17 protein-coding genes are annotated in these 22,746 nt (G+C 71.8%); 11 read left to right on the top strand and 6 right to left on the bottom strand.

Features of this window, described 5'->3' with window-relative positions; translation table 11 throughout:
- Positions 1-3: 3 nt before the first annotated feature.
- The 5 genes from QP939_RS06605 (at position 4) to QP939_RS06580 (ending at position 9,473) form a co-directional block, all read left to right on the top strand.
- Positions 4-2,958: an ATP-binding protein gene (locus tag QP939_RS06605; protein WP_285455670.1), complete on the top strand. Its 2,955-nt coding sequence runs from the start codon at positions 4-6 to the stop codon at positions 2,956-2,958.
- The gene (locus QP939_RS06600) at positions 2,955-5,114 is read left to right on the top strand and encodes a magnesium transporter (RefSeq protein WP_285455669.1); all 2,160 of its coding nucleotides are present in this window, start codon (positions 2,955-2,957) and stop codon (positions 5,112-5,114) included. The genes QP939_RS06605 and QP939_RS06600 overlap by 4 nt, the downstream gene beginning before the upstream one ends.
- Before the next feature lie 3 nt (positions 5,115-5,117).
- On the top strand, positions 5,118-5,717 hold the full coding sequence (locus QP939_RS06595; RefSeq protein WP_285455668.1) for a hypothetical protein: 600 nt from the start codon (positions 5,118-5,120) through the stop codon (positions 5,715-5,717).
- 17 nt (positions 5,718-5,734) lie between these two features.
- A complete protein-coding gene (locus QP939_RS06590) occupies positions 5,735-6,721 on the top strand; it encodes a C40 family peptidase (protein WP_434219672.1) in 987 nt (328 codons plus the stop codon).
- Between the two features lie 2,554 nt (positions 6,722-9,275).
- Complete coding sequence (locus QP939_RS06580; protein ID WP_285455666.1) at positions 9,276-9,473, top strand: hypothetical protein; 198 nt, start codon at positions 9,276-9,278, stop codon at positions 9,471-9,473.
- Here the strand turns inward: QP939_RS06580 and QP939_RS06575 are convergent.
- Entirely contained in the window at positions 9,470-10,414 is a 945-nt protein-coding gene (locus QP939_RS06575; protein ID WP_285455665.1) for an ATP-binding protein, read from the bottom strand. The genes QP939_RS06580 and QP939_RS06575 overlap by 4 nt on opposite strands.
- A gap of 129 nt (positions 10,415-10,543) precedes the next feature.
- Between QP939_RS06575 and QP939_RS06570 the strand changes: the two genes are divergently transcribed.
- The gene (locus QP939_RS06570) at positions 10,544-11,950 is read left to right on the top strand and encodes an RNB domain-containing ribonuclease (protein WP_285455664.1); all 1,407 of its coding nucleotides are present in this window, start codon (positions 10,544-10,546) and stop codon (positions 11,948-11,950) included.
- Positions 11,947-12,726 (top strand): helical backbone metal receptor, encoded by a 780-nt coding sequence (locus QP939_RS06565; protein WP_285455663.1) that lies wholly within the window; start codon positions 11,947-11,949, stop codon positions 12,724-12,726. The genes QP939_RS06570 and QP939_RS06565 overlap by 4 nt, the downstream gene beginning before the upstream one ends.
- On the opposite strand, the gene QP939_RS06560 is transcribed toward QP939_RS06565, so the two are convergent.
- Genes QP939_RS06560 through gabT form a run of 3 tightly spaced genes read right to left on the bottom strand, consistent with a single transcriptional unit; the run spans position 12,659 to position 15,828 of the window.
- On the bottom strand, positions 12,659-12,991 hold the full coding sequence (locus tag QP939_RS06560) for a hypothetical protein (protein ID WP_285455662.1): 333 nt from the start codon (positions 12,989-12,991) through the stop codon (positions 12,659-12,661). The genes QP939_RS06565 and QP939_RS06560 overlap by 68 nt on opposite strands.
- Before the next feature lie 57 nt (positions 12,992-13,048).
- Positions 13,049-14,476, bottom strand: a complete 1,428-nt coding sequence (locus tag QP939_RS06555; RefSeq protein WP_285455661.1) for an aldehyde dehydrogenase family protein — start codon at positions 14,474-14,476, stop codon at positions 13,049-13,051.
- Complete coding sequence (gene gabT, locus QP939_RS06550; protein ID WP_285455660.1) at positions 14,473-15,828, bottom strand: 4-aminobutyrate--2-oxoglutarate transaminase; 1,356 nt, start codon at positions 15,826-15,828, stop codon at positions 14,473-14,475. Before gabT ends, QP939_RS06555 begins: the two co-directional genes overlap by 4 nt.
- Before the next feature lie 102 nt (positions 15,829-15,930).
- Here gabT and QP939_RS06545 point away from each other — a divergent pair, with 102 nt between their 5' ends.
- On the top strand, positions 15,931-17,391 hold the full coding sequence (locus QP939_RS06545) for a PucR family transcriptional regulator (protein ID WP_285455659.1): 1,461 nt from the start codon (positions 15,931-15,933) through the stop codon (positions 17,389-17,391).
- 24 nt (positions 17,392-17,415) lie between these two features.
- On the opposite strand, the gene QP939_RS06540 is transcribed toward QP939_RS06545, so the two are convergent.
- Positions 17,416-18,126 (bottom strand): cache domain-containing protein, encoded by a 711-nt coding sequence (locus QP939_RS06540; protein ID WP_285455658.1) that lies wholly within the window; start codon positions 18,124-18,126, stop codon positions 17,416-17,418.
- Positions 18,127-18,159: 33 nt separating this feature from the next.
- Positions 18,160-18,894 (bottom strand): FadR/GntR family transcriptional regulator, encoded by a 735-nt coding sequence (locus QP939_RS06535; protein ID WP_285455657.1) that lies wholly within the window; start codon positions 18,892-18,894, stop codon positions 18,160-18,162.
- Positions 18,895-19,006: 112 nt separating this feature from the next.
- Between QP939_RS06535 and QP939_RS06530 the strand changes: the two genes are divergently transcribed.
- From QP939_RS06530 to QP939_RS06520, 3 genes are read left to right on the top strand one after another with little or no spacing between them, the layout of a single operon-like run.
- The gene (locus tag QP939_RS06530; protein ID WP_285455656.1) at positions 19,007-20,428 is read left to right on the top strand and encodes a gamma-aminobutyraldehyde dehydrogenase; all 1,422 of its coding nucleotides are present in this window, start codon (positions 19,007-19,009) and stop codon (positions 20,426-20,428) included.
- An 8-nt stretch (positions 20,429-20,436) separates the two neighbouring features.
- Entirely contained in the window at positions 20,437-21,504 is a 1,068-nt protein-coding gene (locus QP939_RS06525) for an ABC transporter ATP-binding protein (protein ID WP_285455655.1), read from the top strand.
- Positions 21,505-21,522: 18 nt separating this feature from the next.
- A complete protein-coding gene (locus QP939_RS06520) occupies positions 21,523-22,725 on the top strand; it encodes an ABC transporter substrate-binding protein (protein ID WP_285455654.1) in 1,203 nt (400 codons plus the stop codon).
- The last annotated feature ends 21 nt before the right edge of the window (positions 22,726-22,746 follow it).

The raw sequence follows: 22,746 nt of genomic DNA, 5'->3' as shown, positions 1-22,746 counted from the left end.
TCGTTGTTCGGTCGCGGCGGTAGCCGAGGAAAACAGGGTCGGGACGCACACACGGGCGCGTGGCAGGCGCCCGAGCAGGTCCGCGCGCCGCGGAACGGCTCGGGCGGCAAGGGCCGGCGCCTGACCGGCGAGCAGGCCATTCCGGCGTACACCCCGTCGATCGCCGTGCGCAGCATCGACGGGCACCTGGTCCGCACCGGGTTCGAGGTCTACGCCTGGTACCGGCTGGCGCCGCAGCGCTGGTCGTTCCGCTCGGACTCGCAGCGGCGCGACCTGATCGCGGCCATCGCGGGCCAGTACGCCGAGCTGCAGGGCCGCTGGCTGCACCTGCGCGTGACGAACCGGCCGTACCCGATCCGGATGTGGGCCGAGGCGCACGTCTACAACGCGCACGGCCGCCCCAACGACGTCCCGGGCGCGCTGTCGTTCGACGACTACCTGATCGGCGAGCAGCAGCAGCTCATGGGCCGCTCGATGGCCGAAAAAGAGGTCTACCTGGGTGTCCAGGTGCAGACCCGGCGCATGGTCGACCGCGCGGTCGAGCGGGCCGCGCCGGTGCTGCGCAAGATCCTGCCCGAGGCCGTCGACGCCGAACTGGCCGCGCTGGACTCCGAGGTCGAGCACCTCGACCAGGTCATCGGCAGCGCCGGGCTGGAAGGCCGTCCGGTGCACGCCGAGGAGATGTCCTGGCTGATGCACCGGTCCTGTTCGCTGGGGCTGCCCGCGCCGCGGAACATGCCCGCCGTGCCGGGCGCGGCGTGGGAGCCGGAGGACCTGGCCAGCTTCACCGACGCCGCCGACTTCTACGCCGAGCCGTACGCGCCGACGGTGACCGTCCGCGGCCGCACCGGCTCCAACGCCGGCGTCTCGCGGCACCTGGCGATCCTGACCGTCGGGCAGATGCACGGCCTGCAGATTCCCGAGGTCGACGACCCGTGGATCCAGCACGCGGACCGCCTGCCCGCCGCGGTCGAAGTGTCCGCGCGCATCTACGTCCGGCGACCCGAAGAGGTCGCCGGAGAACTGCAACGGCAGATGAACAAGGTCCGTTCGCAGGTCAAGCACTACACGGACGAGCACGAGCTGGAGCCACCGCAGTCGCTGTCGCGCCAGGCCGGGCGCGTGCTGGAGATCGACGACGAGATGACGTCGGGCTTCACCGCGCTGGCCACCCGCGTCCGGTCGTGGTGGCGGCTGGCGGTGTCCGGCCCGACCGAGCGCGACGCGCTGCGCCTGGCCCAGCAGCTGCTGGATCTGTACAAGCCGAAGATCGCGATCGAGCACCCCGAAGCGCAGTACGCGATGGCCCGGGAGTTCATCCCGGGCGAGCCGCTGGCGTCGGCGGCGTACATGCGCCGCGGTTCGGTGGTGTGGGCGTCCTCGGCGGTCCCGACGGCGACGGCGGAGGTCGGCGACCGGCGAGGCATCCTCCTGGGCGAGACGTGCACGGCGACGCGGCGCCCGGTGGCCTGGGACCCGTGGATGGCCCAGGAGATCCGCGACGGCTCGGGCCTGACGGCGATGGTGGCGGGCCTGGGTGGTGGTAAGTCGTTCCTCGGCGGCGGCATCGTCTACAAGACGCTGCGCGCGGGGGCGAACTGGACGATCCTCGACCCCTCGGGGCCGCTGTCGCGGCTGTGCGACCTGCCGGAGCTGCGCCCGTACGCGCGGCCGATCAACCTGCTCAACGCGCAGCCGGGGATCCTGAACCCGTACCGGGTGGTCGCCGAGCCGCAGATCGAGCACTTCATGGACGAGGACGACCCCGAGCGGTCGTGGCGCCGGGAGAAGGCACTGGCGGGTGCGACCCGCCGGCGTCTGGTGCTGGACGTCCTGACGGGGGTGCTGCCGTACGAGGTCTCGCGCATGGCGCAGACGCGGATCGTGCTGCTGCGCGCGGTCCGCGCCGTGGGTGGCCGGTTCGACGCGGACCCTGGCCAGGTAATCGATGCGCTGAGGCGGGATTCGTCGGAGCACCACGAGCACGCGGGCGTCGTCGCGGACTTCCTCGACGAGATGCGCGAGCGGATGGCGCTGCTGATCCCGGAGACGGACGCGGACCCGTACTCGGAGACGCGCGACGACCGCCTGACGGTCCTGACGATGGCGGGGCTGACGCTGCCGAAGGACGGCGTGCCGCGCGAGTACTGGACGGACGCGGAGAGCCTCGGCGTCGAGATGCTGAACCTGGCGGCGTGGCTGACCCAGCGGTCGGTGTACGAGAAGCCGAAGGAGATGCGCAAGGGCGTCTGGATCGACGAGGCGTTCTTCCTGTCGGAAGTCCCGACCGGGCGTGTGCTGATGAACCGCTTCGCGCGTGACTCGCGGAAGTGGAACGTCCGGGTGCTGCTGTCGTCCCAGATCCCGGCGGACTTCTTGAAGATCCAGGGTTTCGTGGCGCTGCTGGACTCGGTGTTCGTGGGCCGCCTCGATGACGACGACGCTCAGGCTGACGCTCTGCGCCTGTTGAAGGTGCCGGTGGGTGTCGGGTACGAGCAGGTCGTCGCGGCTTTGGGCCGTCGTCCCGGTTCGCAGCGGGGCCTTCTCGAGCGGGACGTCGAGCCGCGCCAGTTCATCTTCGGCGACGGCGCCGGAGGCGTGGAGCGCATCCGCGTCGACTTCTCGGGCCCGCACCTGGACCACCTGAGGGCGGTCATGGACACAACGCCGGGTTCGAAGGACGCGGCCCCCACGCGGCGGCCCGGGAACGAGCTGGCGTTGCCCGCGGAAGAGAAGAAGCCGTTCGTGGCGTCCCCACCGGAGGACGACATCGAGCTGGAGCAGGACTTCGAGCTGGCGGCGGAACTGGAGGTCGGCCTGGCCGACGAGAACCTCCTGGGCGCACCGGACCCGCTGGCATCGGAGACAGGCGAGGTCGAGGGCGGCGTCCAGTCGCCGAACGGCCAGCAGCACGCGCGAACGGGCGGAAAGGGCGGCACCGGCCGGGACGCCGCATGAGCACCCTGCTGACGCTGGCGGTCCTGCTGACGTTGGCCGCGGGATGGCATTCGCTCAAGCGGCGGATCAAGGAGGGCCCGCGCTCGGCCCGCCGAGTACCGAGCCGCAAGGCGACGATGTTCGCCGTGATGCTGGTGCTGGGCCTGCAGGCGATCGCGACGGCGCCGGCCGCCAGCGCGGCGGCTTGTGGTGAGGCCCCGAACCCGGAACGTCCGGGTGCGGGGATGGTCGGTGCCATCGACCCACCGGAAAGCGCCCACGGCGAGGGCTTCAGCCCGTACCGGGCTTACGGCTACGCCGGCATGGTCTGGGACACCTTCGAAACCGACTGCAGCCCGCTGTCGGGGCTCGGTTCGCCGAGCGCGTCGCTCGACACCTGGGCCGGCAACCAGCTGTTCAACATCGGCAAGAACATCGTGGGCGCCACCAACTCTCTGCACTACACCGTTCTGCAGGGCAGTCTGCTGAGCCCGTTGTACAACGCGGTCAAGGCGGGCGCGGACAAGATCTACAACAACATCTACGCCCAGTTGTTCGGCCTGGTCGCGCTGATCATGTCGATCATGATGTTCCGCAACATCTGGCGCGGCGACTTGGCCGCCGTGAGCAAGCGGGCGCTCTACGGACTCGCCGCGGTCTGGCTGGCCGCATCGTCGTTGGCGCTGCTGCGCTATCTGGATCCGATCGACAACGCGATCGTGAAGACCACGACGAACATCCAGGCCGGCTTCGTCGACGCCGGACCGCCGTCGGCGCCGCCTGCGCAGAGCCCGACCCCGGCCCAGATCACCTGTCAGAACAAGGGAACGACGGCGGGCCGGCCGACCTGGGACATCCTGCCGACCGACCTGCACTGCCAGATCGTCTACGAGAACTGGCTTCGCGGGGAGTTCGGTTCCGCGACCTCACCGCAGGCGCAGCAGTACGGCGCGCCGTTGCTGGACGCCCGCGCTTTCACGTGGGAGCAGATCCAGCAGGGCGGTGACGCCGATGCCGGCCTGGTCGACTCGAAGAAGGCCGCGTACAAGGACATCTCCACCAAGCTCGGCCCCGCCACCGGCTACTTCACGGGCGAGGCGGGCGGGCGCACCGGTGCCGGGTTCCTTTCGCTGGGGCAGGCGTTGGTCTACTCCCTGTTCCAGTTGCTGGCCAAGGCGTCGATCCTGCTCGCGCAGGTACTGATCCGGCTGCTCGCCTTGACCGCGCCGTTGATCGGGCTGATCGCACTGATCCAGCCCCAGATCCTCCACCGCGTGCTGAAGGTCGCCGGCGGGGTCGCGTTCAACCTGATCGTCCTGTCGGTCCTCGCCGGGGTGCACATGCTGCTGCTCCAAGCGATCTTCGGAGCGGGCAACTCGCTGAACATGCTCACGCAGATGGTTCTCGCCGGGCTCATCACCGTGCTGCTGTTCATGGTCGGACGCCCCGTCCGCCGCCTCTGGCAGATGGTCGAGATGTCGGTCAGCATGGTCGGCGCCGCCGTTCCGTCGCCCGGCGGCGGGATCTTCTCCCGCTTCCGGCGCCACAAGAACGGCCCCACCCCGCAGGACGAGTTCTGGCAGCACGTCCGCGAGACCGACGACGTCGTTGACGGGGAGCAGCGCGGTCCGCTCGGGGCCACCGCCGGTGGCGGGCGCTTCCGGCCCGAGGCCACGATCTTCGCCAACGCCCAGCGCCTCGACAACACCTCCGGCGCGTCCCGGCCGGCCGCGGCCTGGTCCGGGGCCTGGCCGGGGGCCATCGGCGGGGGCTCCGCCGGTGCGCTGCCCTCCGGTGGCCGTCCCGGCTCGCCCGTGTTCGGCCAGTACAACCCCGCCAACGGCGATCCCGGCGACTACGTCGTCGTCGGCGCCGGGGGACGTCCGGTGCTGCGGGGTGAGGAAAGCCGTCGCGTCGACACCTCGCCCGTCGCCGATCGGCGGTGGAGCGATGAACCCGAGCCCGTCGTCGTGCCTTCGCACCTTCGCGCCCCTGAGTCCGGCTTCAGCGACTACGTCCCGCCGGACGCTCCGCGCACCCCCGGTGTTCGGGCGCAGCCGCGGCGGGTCGATCCCGAAGTCGTTGCCGGGAAGCCTGTTTTCGTGCTGTACCGGCCTTCGCGCGGCATCGAAGTGCGGGAAGAACCCCGTGACACCGACCAAGTCATGGGGCGGTGACCGATGCCGATCCGCACCAACCGCGGCCGCGCCGCGGTCTACCGCCGCCTGTGGGGCTGGCCGCTGCGCTCGCCCCGCCACCTCGTCGGGACGCTCGTCTTCCTGGCCATCCTCATCACCGCCCTCGGCGTCGTGCTGCCGAAGGTCGTCGGCAAGCAGCAGGCCAAAGCGGCGCCGAGCACCGGGCCGACCACGTCCATCCACACGACGCCGCCGGGCGTCGCCGCGCCCGGCCCGACGTCCAACCTGCCGACGCGGCTGTCCGCGCCGCTCGCCACCCCGACCACGGCCGCCCCGAACGGCGACGCCGTCCGCGTCGCCAAGGAGTGGGCCGCCGCTTGGGTCAACCATCCCGCCGGCATCACGTCCGAGCAGTGGCTGGCCCAGCTCAAGCCGTACACGACGGAGGAGTACCTGCCGGTGATGGCGTCGGTCGACCCGGCGAACATCCCGGCCACGAAGGTCACCGGTGAGCCGGTGGTCGGCACGTCCTACACCAGCTCGGTGCAGCTGACGATCCCGACCGACGGCCCGAAGCTCAGCATCACGGTCGTCACCACCAACGCGGGCTGGCGCGTCGCCGACTACGACCAGGCGAGCTGACGGTGCGGCGCCTGGGGTTGTGGCTGGGGCTGGTCGTGTTCGTCGCGATCGGCGCCCTCGTCGTGACCGCGGTCGCCGCGAAAGTCGTCATTGACAACCAGCAGGCGCAGGCCCGCGGCGTGTCCCTGACCAGCTGCGACGCCTCGGTCGGGCCCACGCAGCCCGGCCAGGGCGACCGCGGCGAGATCGACGCGTCCAAGCTGGACGGCGAGCAGCGCGGCATCGTCGCGCTGATCATCTCCATCGGCAAGCAGCGGTCGCTGGCGCCGCGCGCGTGGCAGGTCGCGATCCAGGCCGGGATGACCGAGTCGGGCCTGCACAACCTCACCTACGGCGACCGCGACTCCCTCGGCATCTTCCAGATGCGCCCGTCGATGGGCTGGGGCTCGGTCGCCGAGGTGACGAACCCGCCGTACCAGGTCAACAAGTTCTACGACGTGCTCCTCGCGGTGCCGGACTGGGAGAACAAGCGGCCGGGCGACGCGGCGCAGGCCGTCGAGCGCTCGGGGTTCCCGGACCGCTACCACAAGTGGGAGCCGATGGCGGCGACGCTGGTGGAGAACGTCGGCCAGGTCGTCGACGTCGTCGCCTGCGGCACCGGCGTGGGCAACCTGCTGCCGCCGAGCGAGGCCGCGGGGAAGGCGATCAGTTTCGCGCTGGGCGAGCAGGGCAAGCCGTACGTGTGGGGGGCCACAGGGCCGAACTCCTACGACTGCTCGGGGCTGATGCTGCGCGCGTACGAGGCGGCCGGGATCATCCTGCCGCGTGTGTCCCGCGACCAGTACCGGGCGGGCGCGATGCTGCCGGTGCGCGAGGCGCAGCCCGGTGACCTGCTGTTCCTCGCCACGGACCCGTCCAACCCGAACACGATCCACCACGTGATGATGTACCTGGGCGACGGCAAGGTCGTCGAGGCCCAGCAGACGGGCGTGCCGGTGCACACCCGGCCGTTCTCGTTCGACGAGGCCGAAGTGGTGCCGCAGGCGGTCCGCCCCGGCGTTTAGCATGGGTCGCGAGGGCCTTGACACGAATCGGCCGATTCACCCGACGTCGCGGCGCTTCCACGAGCAGGCGGCCGCGTACTGGCAGAGGATGAGCACGTGGGACGGAAATTCGGCAGGCGAGGCAAGCCCGGCGGCGGAGAGCCCCGCGACCCGGCGACGCTGTTCGGCGCGCCCCAGCCGCCCCGGCAGTCGGCTCGCCCCGCGTCCAGCACGCCCCTGTCCGACCAGCTGAGCCAGGGCTACCCGGGTGTGGACGCGGGGTACGTCGTGCTGCCCCGATCCTTGGCGGAGGGGATGTCGTTGCCATGGCAGCAGCAGATGGCGGCGCTGCTGGCCCAGTTCCACGCCGAGCACGCGTCGCTGGCCTGGCCGATCTACCGGGTGGTGCCATCGCGGTACGAGCGGCTGGAGGATTTGGACGAGGAGCAGCTCGCGGAGGCGGGCTACCTGGTCGAGATGGACGCCGACGGCGAGATGGTCTACCGCGAGCGGAGCGGAAGGAAGGTCGAGGACCCGGAGAACACGACGGTGCTGGTGTCGTGCCTGGACCCGATCCCGAAGCCCGCGGCGCGACCGGCCCCGCCCCCGCCCGGCGCCCCGCCTGGGCAGGCGCCCGCGCCGATGAACATCGGTCCGGCCCCGGTGTGGCGGACGGTGCCGCATCCGCCTCCCGCGTCGGCGGTGCCGGGGACGCCTGAGCAGCATGTTCCGGAGCCGTCCGGGTGGACTTCGTCTCCGGCTCGGCATGCGGCTCCGTTCGAGGAACGGCCTGTTCATCCGGTTGCGCCTGATTTTCAGGCTGGGCCGGTGACGATGCCTTCCGGGGTTCCGCAGACGGCTGCTCCTTTGCCGCCTTCTGTTTCGCCTGCCGGGGCTCAGGCCGGGTTTGGTGGCTCCCCGGCTGGGTCGGCTTTTGAGTCGTCTGCTGATGTGCAGCCCGGCGCTGTGCCGCCGGTCGGCGCGCCGGAGACGCCAGCTGTGCCGCAGTCGGCTGCGGTGGAGGCGGAAGTTCCCGCCGAACACTCGCAAACGCCGCCCGTCGCTCCACAGGCGGGGGCCTTGGGCGCGCAACCGTTTGCTGAGGCGCAATCGCAGTCCGCGCCGCCTGCTTCCGAGCCGGAGCCGAAGGTGCCCACGGCTGGTGCGCCGACTGAGCCGGAATCCGCGTCCGGGCCAGTGCCTGCCGAACACTCTCCGGCTGAGTCGCAATCCGCGGCCGTGCCCGAGCCGTCTGCTGGTTCGGAGGCGGGGGTTTCCGCTGCGTCCGAGCCGGAGCTGGCTGCCGCCGAGGAGGCGGGACCTGCGCCGGTCGAGCCGGAATCCTCTGGTGGTGCGCAGACGGAAGAATCTGCCGCGTCTGCGCCGGTCGAGCCAGAGTCTTCTGGGGGTGGACCGGTAGCGGAGCCCGCCGCGCCGGAGCCCTCTGGAGGTGGGCACTCAGCGGAGCCCGCCGCGCCGGAGTCTCCCGCTGGTGCATTGCCGGAAGAGTCCGCGCCGGTCGAGTCGGGATCCGCATCCGGGTCGGTGCCGCCTGCGGAAGAGCCGCCAGCGCCGCCCTCGCCGGTAGTTTCTCCGTCTGCGGACGAGCCGCAAGCCTCGACCGAGGCGCCGCAGTCACCTGCAGTTGCGCCGCCTGCGGACAGGCCGCAGCCGCAATCGCCGGTGGGCGCGCAGCCCTTCGCGCCACCTGCCGCCACGCAGCCGCCGGTTGGTGCGGAGTCTCCTGCGCCGTACTCGACGGAGGTTTCGCAGCCTGTGGCGCCAGCCGCGGCTGCACCCCCGCAGCCGCCCGTCGACGCGCAGTCAGCTGCACCGGCTTCGGCCGCGCCCCAGTCGCAGCCTCCTGCGTGGCAATCACCGGCTGCCCCGCCGCAGCCCCCGGTGGGCTCGCAACCCGCTCCGGCCGCTGGCTCATCGCAGCCGCACGAGCCGCAGCCGCACGAGCCGCCGCAGCAGCCGCAGCAGCCGCAGCCCGCCATGGGCTCGCAGTCCGCTCCGGCCGCTGGCTCAGCTCAGCCACCGATTGCCCCGCCGCAGGCCCCCATGGCCTCGCATCCCGCCCCGGCCGCGGGCTCAGCTCAGCCGCAGCAGCCGGTTGCCCCGCCGCAGCCGCCGCCTCCCGCGGTCGCCCAGCCCGCCGCACCTCAACCGCCCACCTCCCCGGAGTCTCACCAGCAACCTCCGGCCGCCACCCCACCCTGGGCCCCCACCCCCACCAGGCCCAAGCCCGTCTTCCCAGGCCCGGAATCCACCCCCCAGCCCTTCCCCACAAGGCACGCCGCCCCGGCGCGGCCAGTCTTCCCCGGCCCCGGCACGATGCCGCCCGCTCCGAGCGCTCGGCCCGTCTTCCCCGGCTCGGACACTCCGCTCCCGCAGCCCTCGCGCACCGAACCCGACACCCCGCCCCGCGGTACTCCGCGCGGCTGGTTCGACGAGTTCACCGAACAGCCACCACCCGAAGACCCGCCGGACTTCGGGCCCACCGGGGAACCCACCGAGATCCCCTATCGGTACAAGCGCTGACAGACCGCCTCGCGGGTGCGAACCTTGTTCCATGGCCAAAGACCCGAACCCGGACCCGGGGTGGTACTACAACACCCGCACCCACGAGGTCGAACACCTCGAACGCAGCCGCAGCGTCGACCTGCTCGGGCCCTACCCCGACGAGGCCACCGCCCGGCGGGCGCTGGACATCGCCAAGGAACGGACCCGGCAAGCCGACGCCGCCGACGCCGCCTGGAACGACGACTAAACCGCCAGCCGAGGTCCCAAGACGAACTCCGGGTCCACCTGCGCCGCGAGGTCGGCGCCCGCCCAGGCGCGCGCGTTGCGCAGGTGGAACTCCACCGCCTGACGCTGGTAACGCGCCCAGTCGCGCTGCTCCGCGTCCACCGCCGCGTGCATCGACCGCAACGTCGACAGGTTGCGGGCCTCCAGCTCCGTGATCGGGCGGGCCGCGCCGCGCTCCGCCGCTCGCACGTGCCCTGATGCCGAAATCCAGCCCAGCAGCGCCGCGCCCACCTGGTCCTGGAGGAACTCGACGTCCTCCGCGTCCGTCACCTTGTTGCCCACCACCACGAGCCGCACGCCGAAGTCGCGCGCGTAGTCCGCGTACTGGCGGTAGACCCCCACGCTGCGGACCGTCGGCTCGCACACCAGGAACGTCACGTCGAACCTCGTGAACAGCCCCGACGCGAACGCGTCCGCTCCCGCCGTCATGTCCATCACGACGTACTCGCCGTCGACGTCGACCATGTGGTTCAGCAGCAGCTCCGCCGCCCCCACCTTCGAGTGGTAGCACTTGACGCCCAGGTCGTCCTCGTCGAACTGGCCCGTGACGCCCAGGCGGACCCCGCCCAGCTCACGGAAGCACGCCGAAAACACCGGGTTGTCCTCGAACGGCCGGACCAGCCTCGACCCGCGGCCCGGCGGCGTCGTCTTGATCATCGACGCCGCGTCGGGGATCCGCGGGTTGTCGCCGCGCAGGTAGTCCTTGATCAGGGCCATGTTGTCGCCGAGCGTCGGCCACGCGATGGCCTCCTCCTCGGTCGCGCCGAGCGCCACCGCGAGGTGCTGGTTGATGTCGGCGTCGATGGCCAGCACCGGCCGCCCGGCGTCGGCCAGGTACGCGACGAACAGCGACGACAACGTGGTCTTCCCGCTGCCGCCCTTGCCGACGAACGCGATCTTCACGTCTCGGATCCCTTTCTGGCAATGAAGACGGTTTTCATTATTGTCCCGTAACGTACACCCGACCGGCGCGCGCCCGATCGGGCGATCATCGGGCCCCGGCGGGGTTAGGGTTGGGGGGTGCCTCCCCTCGTGATCAGGACACACTCGGCGGGCGGGGACTTCGGCCCCCTGCGTGCCGAGTTTTCGCTGCCGGAGTCGTTCGGGCCCGAGGTGCTGGCCGAAGCGGAGGCCGCGGTCCTGGACCCGCTGGCGAGCGCCGGTCCCCGCGAGGACGCGACGGACCTGCCGCTGGTCACCATCGACCCGCCCGGCGCGAAGGACCTCGACCAGGCGATGGTCGTCGAACGCACCGCGCACGGCTTCCGCGTCCACTACGCCATCGCCGACCTGGCCGCGTTCGTCCCGCCCGGCGGCGCGCTCGACCGGGAGTCGCGGCTGCGCGGGCAGACGCTCTACCTGCCCGACGGCAACGTCCCGCTGCACCCGCCGGTGCTCTCCGAAGGCGCGGCGAGCCTGCTGCCCGGCGAGGTCCGGCCCGCGGTGCTCTGGACCATCGAGACCGACGACGCGGGCGAGCTGACGGCCACCCGCGTGCGCCGCGCTCTGGTCCGGTCGACCGAGCAGTTCGACTACGAGACCGTGCAGGCCGCGCTCGACGCCGGGAACCCGCACCCGTCGGTGGCCGCGCTGCCCGAGCTGGGCCGGGCGCGGCGCGAGCTGGCCGTGCGGCGCGGCGCCGTCGAGCTGCAGCTGCCCGAGCAGGAGATCAGCGGCGACCCGGACGGCGGCTGGGTGCTCGCGCGCCGCCCGCGCACCGCCGTCGACGCCTGGAACGCCGAAATCTCGCTGCTCACCGGCATGGCCGCGGCGCGGATCATGATCGACGCGGGAGTCGGCGTCCTGCGCACGCTGCCCGACCCGGAGCCCGAGGCCGTCGACTGGCTGCGCCGCTCGGCCGAGGCGCTGGGCATCGCGTGGGCGCCGGAGACGACGGTGTCGGAGTTCCTCGCGAAGCTCGACCCCGGGCAGCCGGCGTCGATGGCGCTCTACGCCGACACGACGAGACTCCTGCGCGGCGCGGGCTACACGGCGTTCGACGGCGAGCTGCCCGCGCTCACCACGCACGCGGGGATCGGCGGCGCGTACGCGCACGTCACGGCGCCGATCCGGCGGCTGGTCGACCGGTTCGCCACGGAGATCTGCCTCGCCGTCTCGGCCGGGCGCGAGGTGCCGGAGTGGGTACGGGCGGCGCTCGCGGACGTCCCGGACCGCATGATGGCCTCGGACACGCTCGCCGCGAAGGTCGAGCGCGCGTGCATCGACCAGGTCGAGGCGTGGGTGCTGGCCGAGCACATCGGCGGCGAGTTCAGCGCGGTGGTGCTGCGCGCGGACGAGAACAAGGCGGAGATCCTCGTCGAGGACCCGACGGTGATGGCGAAGTGCGCGGGGGAGAAGCTGACCGCGGGCGAGCGGATCGCCGTCCGGCTGACCGCGGTCGACGTCGACAAGCGGAAGGTGTCGTTCGAGCGCGCATGAGGACCTCGGAACTGGTCGACGACCTGGGCGAGACGGTCCCGATCGACGGGCCGGTCGCGCGGGTGGTGTCGCTCGTGCCGTCGCTGACCGAGGCGGTCGAGGTCAGCGCGCCGGGACGGCTGGCGGGCGCGACGGACTACTGCACCCACCCGGCCGGTCTGGACGTGCCGCGCGTCGGCGGCTCGAAGTACCCGAAGCTCGACCGGGTCCTGGACCTGGCGCCGGACCTCGTGCTGGCCAACTCGGAGGAGAACCGCCCCGAGGACGTGGAACGATTGCGCGCCAACGGGATCCCGGTATGGGTGATGGCCGCGGCGGCGACCGTGCCCGCCGCGCTGGGCTCGCTGCGGCGGATCCTGACCCAGGCGTACGAGCTGGAAGAGCCGGACTGGCTGGTCGAGGCCGAGGAGGTCTGGCGCGAGGTCCGGCCGGTGCGGTTCCACGCGGTGGTCCCGGTGTGGCGCAAGCCGTGGATCGTCCTGGGTCGCGACACGTTCGCCGGTGACGTCCTGCGCCGCGTCGGGGTGGCGAACGTCTACGCCGGTTCGGAGGAGCGTTACCCGCGGCCGGACGTCGAGGAGTTGCGCGCGCACTTCGCGGCCGATGCGGACTTGCTGGTGCTGCCGGACGAGCCGTACCTGTTCACCGAGGAGGACGGGCCGGGCCACTTCCCGGACGCGCAGTACGTCCTGGTCTCGGGCCGCCACCTCACCTGGTACGGGCCGTCACTCGTCGAGGCCCACGCCGCGTTGACGGAGGTGTTGGCCGGGCTGTGAAGTCGAAGCCCGTGCGCCGGGCGGCGCGAACGGCGTCGGCGACTTCGGCCGGGCGGACGGGATCGGTCGGCAGGTGCAGCCAGTTGTCCGGCCGCGGCCGCCCGGTGTCGACGACGAGCGTGGCGCCGGGCCGGTCGGCGAGTTCGACCGCGAAGGTCATTGTCGAGCCGAGGCCCTGGGAGTAGGTCGGCTTGGGGCGGACCGTCCAGCGGTAGCCGGTGCCGTCGACCGTGATGAGCCGCGAACCCCTGCGCGTCAGTGACACGGACCCTCCTCGCTCGGCCCCGAACCTACGCCGGGGCCGAGCGAGGCGCGATCGATTTCAGAGCGTCAGGCCGGTGAGGACCGTTACCCGCTCCTCGGTGAAGTCCGCCATCGCCGCCGCCGGGCCCTCGCGGCCGACGCCCGAGTCCTTCACCCCGCCGTACGGCATCTGGTCCGCTCGGAAGCTCGGCACGTCACCGACGATCACCCCGCCTACGCGAAGCGCCGCCGACACCTCGAACGCCGTCGGCAGCTCGCGCGTGAACACGCCCGCCTGCAGCCCGAAGCGCGACGCGTTGATCCGCGAAACGCCCTCCTCGACCGATGACACCCGGACCAGCGAAACCACCGGCCCGAACACCTCCTCGGCCATCACCGACGCGTCCTCCGGGACATCCGCCAGCACCGTCGGCTCCACCGTCGCCCCCGACCGGCCGCCGCCCGTCAGCAGGCGCGCGCCCGCGGACACCGCCGATGAGACCCAGGAAGAAACGCGCGAAGCCGCGTCCTCGTTGATCAGCGGGCCCACGTCCACGCCTTCGGCACGCGGATCGCCGGTGCGCAGCGAAGCGACCTGCTCGACAACCTTCGAAGCCAGAGCGTCGAAAACTGAAGTGTGCGCGTAGACCCGCTGCACCGAGATGCACGACTGCCCCGCCTGGTACATCGCGAACGTCGCTATCCGCTGGGCCGCGAAGTCGAGGTCCGTCCAATCGGGACAGACGAGGACCGCGCCGTTGCCGCCCAGCTCCAGCGCCACGTGCTTGCGCGGGACGCGGTCGCGGATCGCCCAGCCGACCGGGACCGAGCCGGTGAACGACACCACCGGCAGCCTCGGGTCCTCGACCAGCCGCGACGACGTCTCGTTGTCCACCGGCAGGATCGACCACGAGCCCGCCGGGAGGTCCGTCCCGGCCAGGATTTCGCCCAGCAGCAACGCCGTCAGCGGCGTCGCCGGCGCGGGCTTGAGCACGATCGGCGCGCCGACCGCGATCGCCGGGGCCACCTTGTGCGCCACCAGGTTCAGCGGGAAGTTGAACGGCGTGATGCCCAGCACCGGCCCGCGGGGCACGCGCCGGACCAGCGCCAGCCGCCCGGTGCCGCCCGGGTCCGTGTCGAGCCGCTGCAGCTCGCCCGAGAACCGGCGGGCCTCCTCGGCCGCCCAGCGGAACGTCGACACCGCGCGGCCGACCTCGCCGCGCGCCCACTTCAGCGGCTTGCCGGACTCGGCGGTGATCAACGCCGCGATCTCTTCGGCCCGCTCACCCAGCGCGCGGGACACGTGGTCCAGCGCCCCGGCGCGGACGTGCGCGGGCAGCGTCGCGAACTCGTCGGCGACGTCGGCCGCCGCCTGCACCGCCGCCTCGACGTCCACGGGCGACGGGACGAAGTGGGAACCCGCCGAAGAGCCGTCGTAGGGGTGCCGGACGGTGGCGGTCTCCCCGCCGGTCACCGGCTTTCCGGCCACCCAGAAGGGAAAGGTCATTTGCGGGCCTCCGTGCGGACAGCGTGCTCGAGGACCGACAGGCCCTCGTCGAGCAGGTCGGTGGACAGGGACAGCGGTGGCAGCAGCCGGACGACGTTGCCGTACGTGCCGCAGGTCAGCACGACGACGCCGGCCCGGTGGCAGGCCGCCGCGACGCGCTTGGTGAGGTCGGCGTCCGGCTCCGAAGTCCCCGGACGAACGAACTCCGCGGCCAGCATCGCGCCGCGCCCGCGGACGTCGCCGATCACGCCGGTCTCGGTGGCCAGCGCACGCAACCGCGGCAGCACAACGCCTTCGATGCGCTTCGCCGACGCAGCCAGGTCTTCGGCCTTCATCGTCTCGATCGAGCCGAGCGCGGCGGCGCAGGCGATCGGGTTGCCGCCGTACGTCCCGCCGAGCCCGCCCGGGCCGACCGCGTCGAGCAGTTCCGCGCGGCCGGTGACCGCCGACAGCGGGAGGCCGCCCGCGATGCCCTTCGCCGTCGCGATCAGGTCCGGCACGACGTCTTCGTCGCTGGAGGCGAACCAGGAACCCGTGCGGCAGAAGCCCGTCTGGACCTCGTCGGCGACGAACACGATGCCGTTTTCGCGGCACCACGCCGAAATCGCCGGGAGGAAGCCGCGCGCAGGCTCGATGAACCCGCCCTCGCCCTGGATCGGTTCCAGCACGACCGCGGCCACCTGGTCGCCGCCGATCTGCTTCTCGATCCGGTCGATCGCCAGCGCCGCGGCTTCGGGGCCGGACAGGCCGTCGCGGTACGGGTACGAGCCCGGCACGCGGTAGACCTCGGGCGCGAACGGCCCGAAACCATGCTTGTAGGGCACCGACTTCGCGGTCATGCCCATCGTCAGGTTGGTGCGGCCGTGGTAGGCGTGGTCGAACACGACGACGGCCTGGCGCCCGGTCGCCACCCGCGCGATCTTCACGGCGTTCTCGACGGCTTCGGCGCCGGAGTTGAACAGCACGGACTTCTTCGCGTGGTCGCCCGGCGTCAGCTCGGCCAGCGCCTCGCAGACCTCGACGTACCCCTCGTACGGCGTGACCATGAAACAGGTGTGGGTGAACCAGCACGCCTGCTTGCGGACGCGGCCGACGACCGCCGGCGCCGAGTGCCCGACGTTGGTCACCGCGATCCCGGAGCCGAAGTCGATCAGGACGTTGCCGTCGGCGTCGGTGAGCAGCCCGCCGCTCGCGGACGTCACGTAGACGGGCAGCACCGAGCTGACCCCGGCGGCGACGGCGTCGACGCGGCGCTGCTGCAGCTCGCGCGAGGCGGGGCCGGGGATCTCGGTGCGCAGCCTGCGCTGCCGGGGCGCCGGGGCCTGCGGCTCGGCGGTGGTGCTTGCGGTCACGGCGTGCTCCTGGGGAAGTCGGTGGACGTCCCCAGGATGAGTCCCGTGAGGGCCGCCGTCAGCTGGCCTTCTTGGACAAATCGGCGCGTACAATTGGCCGTTATGGCACTCACGCTGGCCGGGCTGACCGCCGAGCGCCCGCTCGGGCTGCGGGTGCTGACCGGCGAGGACCTCCTGGACCGCCCGATCGGCTGGGTGCACCCGACCGAGCTGACGAATCCGCAGGCGTTCCTCGAAGGCGGCGAACTGCTGCTCACCACGGGCCTGGCACTGGACGAGGAGACGTCACCGGACTACGTGCGGCGGCTGGTCGACGCCGGGGTCGCCGGGCTCGGCTTCGGCGTCGGGCTGAGCCACGAGTTCGTTCCGCGTGCGCTCGTCTCCACCGCCGCCGAGGTGGGGCTGCCGGTGCTCGAGGTGCCGCGCGAGACGCCGTTCATCGCCATCACCCGCGCGGTGTCGCGGGCGGTGGCCGCCGACGAGTACGCGACGACGGTCCGGATCGGCCGTGCCCAGCAGGAACTGACCCGCACGGCGGTCGGCAAGGGCGGCCCGGCCGGGGTGCTGCGCAAGCTGGCGAAGCTCGTCGACGGCTGGGCGCTGCTCCTGGACACCGCGGGCGCCGAGGGGACCGGCTCCGCGCTGTCTTACGCCGACGAAGTGCGCGAAGAGCTGAAGCAGCTTCGTTCGGGAACGCGCGTCTTCGCGCTCGACGGCCACGAAGTCGTGCTGCAGACCCTTCCCACGCGGGCGCGGCGGGCGCTCGCGGTCGGCACGCCCGAGCCCCTCGACACCGCCGGGCGGCACGTCGTGAACACGGCGGTCGCCTTGCTTTCCCTTGCGCTGGAACAGGATCTGAAGCTCACGCACGCGTGGCGGTCGCTGCGGACCGGCGTGGTGGACCTGCTCGCGGCGGGGCAGCACGAACTCGCGCTCGGGGTGATGACCACCGCGTGGGGCGACCCGCCGGAGCCGCCGTGGGCGGTGGTCGCCCTGGTCGGCGGGCCCGCGCAGCGCCGCCGGGTCGGCGACGCGCTGGAAGGCGACGGCTCGCTGTTCTTCGCGGAGTCGGGCTCGGCGGTGCTCGTCATCGGCAAGTCCGGCGGCGACGTGCTGGATCGCGCGCTGACCGCGGCGGCGACCGTCGGGCCGATGTACGCGGGCCTGGTGGACCCGGTGCCGCTGGAGAACTTCGCGGTGGCGGCGGAACAGGCGGACCTGGCCGCCCGCGCGGCCGAGGCGGACGGCAAGCCCCTGGTCACGTACGCGGAACACTCAGCACGCGGCCTGCTGTCCCTCATCGACCCGGTGGTCGCGCGCATCTACGGCGAAAACCTGCTGGCCCCGCTGCGCCGCCACGACGAGTCCGGCCGCGGCGACCTGGTCGAGTCGCTGCGCACCTGGCTGGAACACCACGGCCACTGGGACGTCGCGGCCGCGCGGCTGGGCGTCCACCGCCACACGCTGCGGAACCGCATCCGGAAGGCGGAGGAGCTGCTGGGCCGCGACCTCGACTCCCCAGGAGTCCGCGCCGAACTCTGGGTCGCGCTCCAAGCCTCGTGAGTGGAAAACAGTGTTCTAACACTGTTATTCACTCACGAGCACGATGGGGGAGTCGCCGCAGCGACGGAGGACCGGGCCGGGCTCCGCGCCCGCCGACCACCACGCCGGGACGTCGACCTCGCGCACCAGCGACCCCGTCGGCTGGCGGACGCTGTTGGACACGATCACCCGCCCCTGCGCGTTCAGCAACGCCGCGCCGCGGCCGAGCGCCCGCAGCCGCGGCCGCACCGCGCGCTCGAACTCGCGCACGTAGACGTCCGCGCCCACCACGCCCGCGAAGGCCCCCGCGCGGAACACCGGGATCGTGAACGTCAGCGTGTACTCGTCGGTGCAGAGGTAGTCGACGTACGGGCCGTTGATGTGGCGGCGGCCCGTGTCGCGCGGGACCGTGAACCACGACTGGCGCGTGTAGTCCAGGAAGTTCTCGCTGCCCGGGTCGAGGCTGATGAACAGCTGCGTCGGCGGTTCGCCGCCCGAGCCCGTCCACCATTCGAAGCCGAACTCGGAGTCGGTGAGCACGTGCGGGGCGCTGACGAAGCCGGCGCCGATGATCAGCCCGCCGAGCGCCTCGGTGACCTGCGGCCGGATCCGGTGCAGGGCCGACGCGGCCGGGGCGTCCGCCAGCACCGACTCGGCGGCCGCCAGGAGCGGCTTGAGCCGTTCGAAGACCCCTTCCACCAACGCCGAAACCTGCTCGACGACCTCGTCGCCGGCCAGCGTGCGGGTGTCGTTCACGGTGCTCACCTCGATGCGCGGGTTGTGCGGAGTTTACGGGGCGAGCAAGCCGAGGTGCACGTCCGCGAGCCGGTCGAGCGCGCCGAGGACGTGTTCCTCGGTGAGCTTGCGGGCCAGCTCGCCGTCGGCGGCGGCGATCGCGGCGGCGATCGCCGCGTGCTCCTCGTGGGAGTGTGCCCCAGGCCCGAGCGGCAGCCACAGCAGGCCGCCGCGTTCGCTCTGCAGGTGCAGCTCTTCCTGGGTGAGCCGCGGTGACTGCGCGGCCGCCGCGACCTCCAGGTGGAACTGCCGTTCCGCCCGCGTGAAGTCGGTGCCGTGGGCGGTGCGGAGGTCGTCCGCGGCCAGCCGCAGGCGGGCGACGTCTTCGGGGGAGCTGCGTTCGGCGGCGAGCTTGGCGGCGGCCCCGGCGATCGCCAGGTAGTGGTCGCCGACGTCGCGCAGGTCCGACAGCGACACCTCGCGCAAGCGTTCGCGCCACGCGTCCGGCGGCGGGTTGGCCGGCGCGCGGACGAAGCTGCCGCCGCTGCGCCCGCGCCGCGTCTCGACCAGGCCCTGCTGCCGCAAGGCCACCAGCGCTTCCCGGACCGTCACGGTCGAGACGCCGAACTGCGCGGCCAGGTCGGCTTCGCTGGGCAGCTGCTCTTCGTCGGCGAGCAGGCCGAGCGTGATGGCGTCGACCAGCCGGGCCGCCACCGCTTCCGCCCGCCCGACCTGGCCGAGCGGCGCGAACATGGCGGACCGCGCGCTGTGCGACATGCCCTTGCGCATCGTGACCTTTCGCTGCCGTCGACTACCCGTTCGCACCAATCTTGCCTGATCCTCTTGTCCTATTACATATGGACTTATATGTTTTAGCTCCCGCCAGCTGAGGAGACCCACCGTGCAGGAGCTGAAGCACTACGTCGGCGGCGCGTACGTCGAGTCGAAGTCGGGCCGGACGGCCGAGATCGTCGACCCGGTGACCGGGCGGCCCTACTGCACCGCGCCGATCGCCGGCCCCGAGGACGTCGACAACGCGCTGCAGGTCGCCGCGACCGCGTTCGAGACCTGGCGCGAGACGACGCCCGCCCAGCGCCAGCTCGCGCTGCTGAAGATCGCCGACGCCCTCGAAGCCCGCGCCGACGAGATCGTGCGCGTCGAGTCCGCGAACACCGGCAAGCCGATCGCGCTGACCATGGCCGAAGAGATCCCGATGATCCTCGACCAGGTCCGCTTCTTCGCCGGGGCCGCGCGCGTGCTGGAAGGCCGGTCCGCGGGCGAGTACATGGAAGGCCACACGTCGTTCGTCCGCCGCGAGCCGGTGGGCGTCTGCGCGCAGGTCACGCCGTGGAACTACCCGCTGCTGATGGCCATCTGGAAGATCGCGCCCGCGCTCGCCGCCGGAAACACCGTCGTGCTCAAGCCATCCGACACCACCCCGGCCTCGACGCTGCTGCTCGCCGAGATCGCCGGCGAGTTCCTGCCGCCAGGTGTGCTCAACGTGATCTGCGGCGACCGCGACACCGGCCGCGCGCTGGTCGAGCACGACATTCCGGCGATGGTGTCGATCACCGGCTCGGTCCGCGCGGGCATCGAGGTGGCGCGCAGCGCGGCCGACGACGTCAAGCGCGTGCACCTGGAGCTGGGCGGCAAGGCGCCGGTCATCGTCTTCGCCGACGCCGACCTGGAAGCCGCCGCCGAGGCCATCGCCGTCGCGGGCTACTTCAACGCCGGGCAGGACTGCACGGCCGCCACCCGGGTCCTGGTCGCCGACGAAGTCCACGACACGTTCGTCGCGGCGCTCTCCCGGCAGGCCGAGGCCACCAAGACGGGCAAGCCGGACGACGAAGACGTCGCCTACGGCCCGCTCAACAACGCCGCCCAGCTGGAAAAGGTGGCCGGGTTCATCGACCGGCTGCCGTCGCACGCGACCGTCCACTGTGGAGGCCGACGCGCCGGGGACGAGGGCTACTTCTACGAAGCCACCGTCGTTTCCGGGGTCAAGCAGGACGACGAGATCACCCAGAACGAGGTCTTCGGGCCGGTCATCACCGTCCAGCGGTTCGCCGACGAGGCCGAAGCGCTGAAGGCCGCGAACGGCGTCCAGTACGCCCTCGCCTCCTCGGTCTGGACGCGCGACCACCAGCGCGCGATGCGCCTGGCCGGGAAGCTCGACTTCGGCTGCGTCTGGATCAACACCCACATCCCGCTCGTCGCCGAGATGCCGCACGGCGGGTTCAAGAAGTCGGGCTACGGCAAGGACCTCTCGCTGTACGGCCTCGAGGACTACACCCGTGTCAAGCACGTGATGAGCGCACTGTGAGGGTCGCGATGCCCAACCAAGCACCCACCGAGACGCGGGAAGAGCCCGCGGCCGCCGAGCACACGCGACCCGCGATCCGGCTTTCCGGGCTGCGCAAGCACTTCGGCGACGTCCACGCGGTCGACGGCGTCGACCTCGACATCCCGCCCGGCGAGTTCTTCTCGATGCTCGGCCCGTCCGGTTCCGGCAAGACGACGGTGCTGCGGATGATCGCCGGGTTCGAGCTGCCCACCGGCGGCACGATCGAGCTGGAGGGCCACGACGTCAGCCGCCTCGCGCCGTTCGAGCGGGACGTCAACACGGTGTTCCAGGACTACGCGCTGTTCCCGCACATGACCGTGCTGCAGAACGTCGAGTACGGCCTGCGCGTCAAGCGCGTCCCGAAGCGGCAACGCCGGGAGCGCGCGCTCGAGGCGTTGAAGACGGTGCGGCTGGAGGACTACGGCTCGCGCAAGCCCGCGCAGCTTTCGGGCGGGCAGCGCCAGCGCGTCGCGCTCGCCCGCGCGCTGGTCAACCGGCCCAAGGTGCTGCTGCTCGACGAGCCGCTCGGCGCGCTCGACCTCAAGCTGCGGCAAGCCATGCAGCTGGAGCTCAAGCAGATCCAGCGCGACGTCGGCATCACGTTCGTCTTCGTCACCCACGACCAGGACGAAGCGCTGACCATGAGCGACCGCATCGCGGTGTTCAACAACGGGAAGATCGAGCAGGTCGGGCCGCCCGAAGAGGTCTACGAACGCCCGGCCAGCGCGTTCGTCGCCGGGTTCGTCGGCACGTCCAACCTGCTCGGCGGGCGCGGTGCCGAGACCGTGATCGGCAGGCCGGGGCTGTTCAGCATCCGGCCGGAGAAGATCCGCATCGACGACGCGCTGTCCGAACCCGCCGCGGCGGGGGAGACGAGCGCGACCGGCACGGTCACCGACGTCGTCTACGCCGGGGCGACGGTGCGCTACGCCGTGACGCTCGACGCCGGCGGCCAGCTTTCCGTCGTCCGGCAGAACACCGACGGAGCCGCCGCGTTCGGAGCCGGGCGCGTCCGGCTGAGCTGGCGGAACGAACACAGCTTCCAGGTCCAGTAGTCCCTCGAAAGGGTTGCCATGAAGAACAGGAAGACGCGGCTTGCCGGGATCCTCGGCGCTAGCCTGCTGTTGGCTGCATGTGGCACGTCGGGGTCGAACTCCGCCGCGCCGCCCGGCGCGCAGGGGTTCACCCCGCCGAAGCTCGAAGCGCTGAAGGCGCTCGGGCAGCCGGAAGGCCAGCTGAACGTGCTCGCGTGGCCGGGTTACGCGGAGAACGGCTCCAACGACCCCAAGGTCAACTGGGTGACGCCGTTCGAGCAGCAGACCGGCTGCAAGGTGAACGTCAAGCCGTTCGGCACGTCCGACGAGGCCGTGACGCTGATGAAGACCGGCCAGTACGACGTCGTGTCCGCCTCCGGTGACGCGTCGCTGCGGCTGGTCGCCTCGGGTGACGTCGAGCCGGTGAACACCGCGCTGGTGCCGAACTACGCCGACGTCCAGCCGTTCCTCAAGGACAAGTCCTGGAACAGCGTCGGCGGTGTCTCCTACGGCATCCCGCACGGCTGGGGCGCGAACCTGCTGACCTGGCGCACCGACAAGGTGACGCCCGCGCCGACGTCGTGGTCGGTGATGTTCGACGCGAACTCGCCGTACAAGGGCAAGGTGATCGCCTACGACTCGCCGATCTACATCGCCGACGCCGCCCTGTACCTGATGGCCCATCAGCCGGACCTCGGCATCAAGAACCCGTACGCGCTGGACGACAAGCAGTTCACCGCCGCGGTGAACCTGCTCAAGCAGCAGCGGCCGCTGGTGAGCGAGTACTGGTCGGACTACCTCAAGGAGTCACAGGCGCTGAAGAACGCCGACGCCGTCGTCGGCACCGCCTGGCAGGTCACGGTCAACCTGACCAAGGGCGAAGGCGCGCCGCTGGAGTCGGCGGTGCCGAGCGAAGGCGCCACCGGGTGGTCGGACACCTGGATGGTGGCGGCGAAGTCGCCGCACAAGACGTGCGCCTACAAGTGGCTCGACTACATCATCAGCCCGAAGGCCAACGCCCAGGTCGCCGAGTACTTCGGCGAAGCGCCGGCGAACACGAAGGCGTGCGCGGAGATGACGGACAAGACCCTCTGCGACACCTACCACGCCAACGACGCGGCGTACGCGTCGAAGATCGCCTACTGGACCACGCCGATCGCCCAGTGCATCGACGGCCGCACGGACGTCAAGTGCAAGGACTACGGCGAGTGGACGAAGGCCTGGACCGAGATCAAGGGCTGACGGCCTCCGCAAGCTCCGGCC

The sequence above is a fragment of the Amycolatopsis nalaikhensis genome (assembly GCF_030264295.1).
Lineage (GTDB): Bacteria > Actinomycetota > Actinomycetes > Mycobacteriales > Pseudonocardiaceae > Amycolatopsis > Amycolatopsis nalaikhensis.
This window is presented reverse-complemented; position numbering and strand designations above follow the sequence as displayed.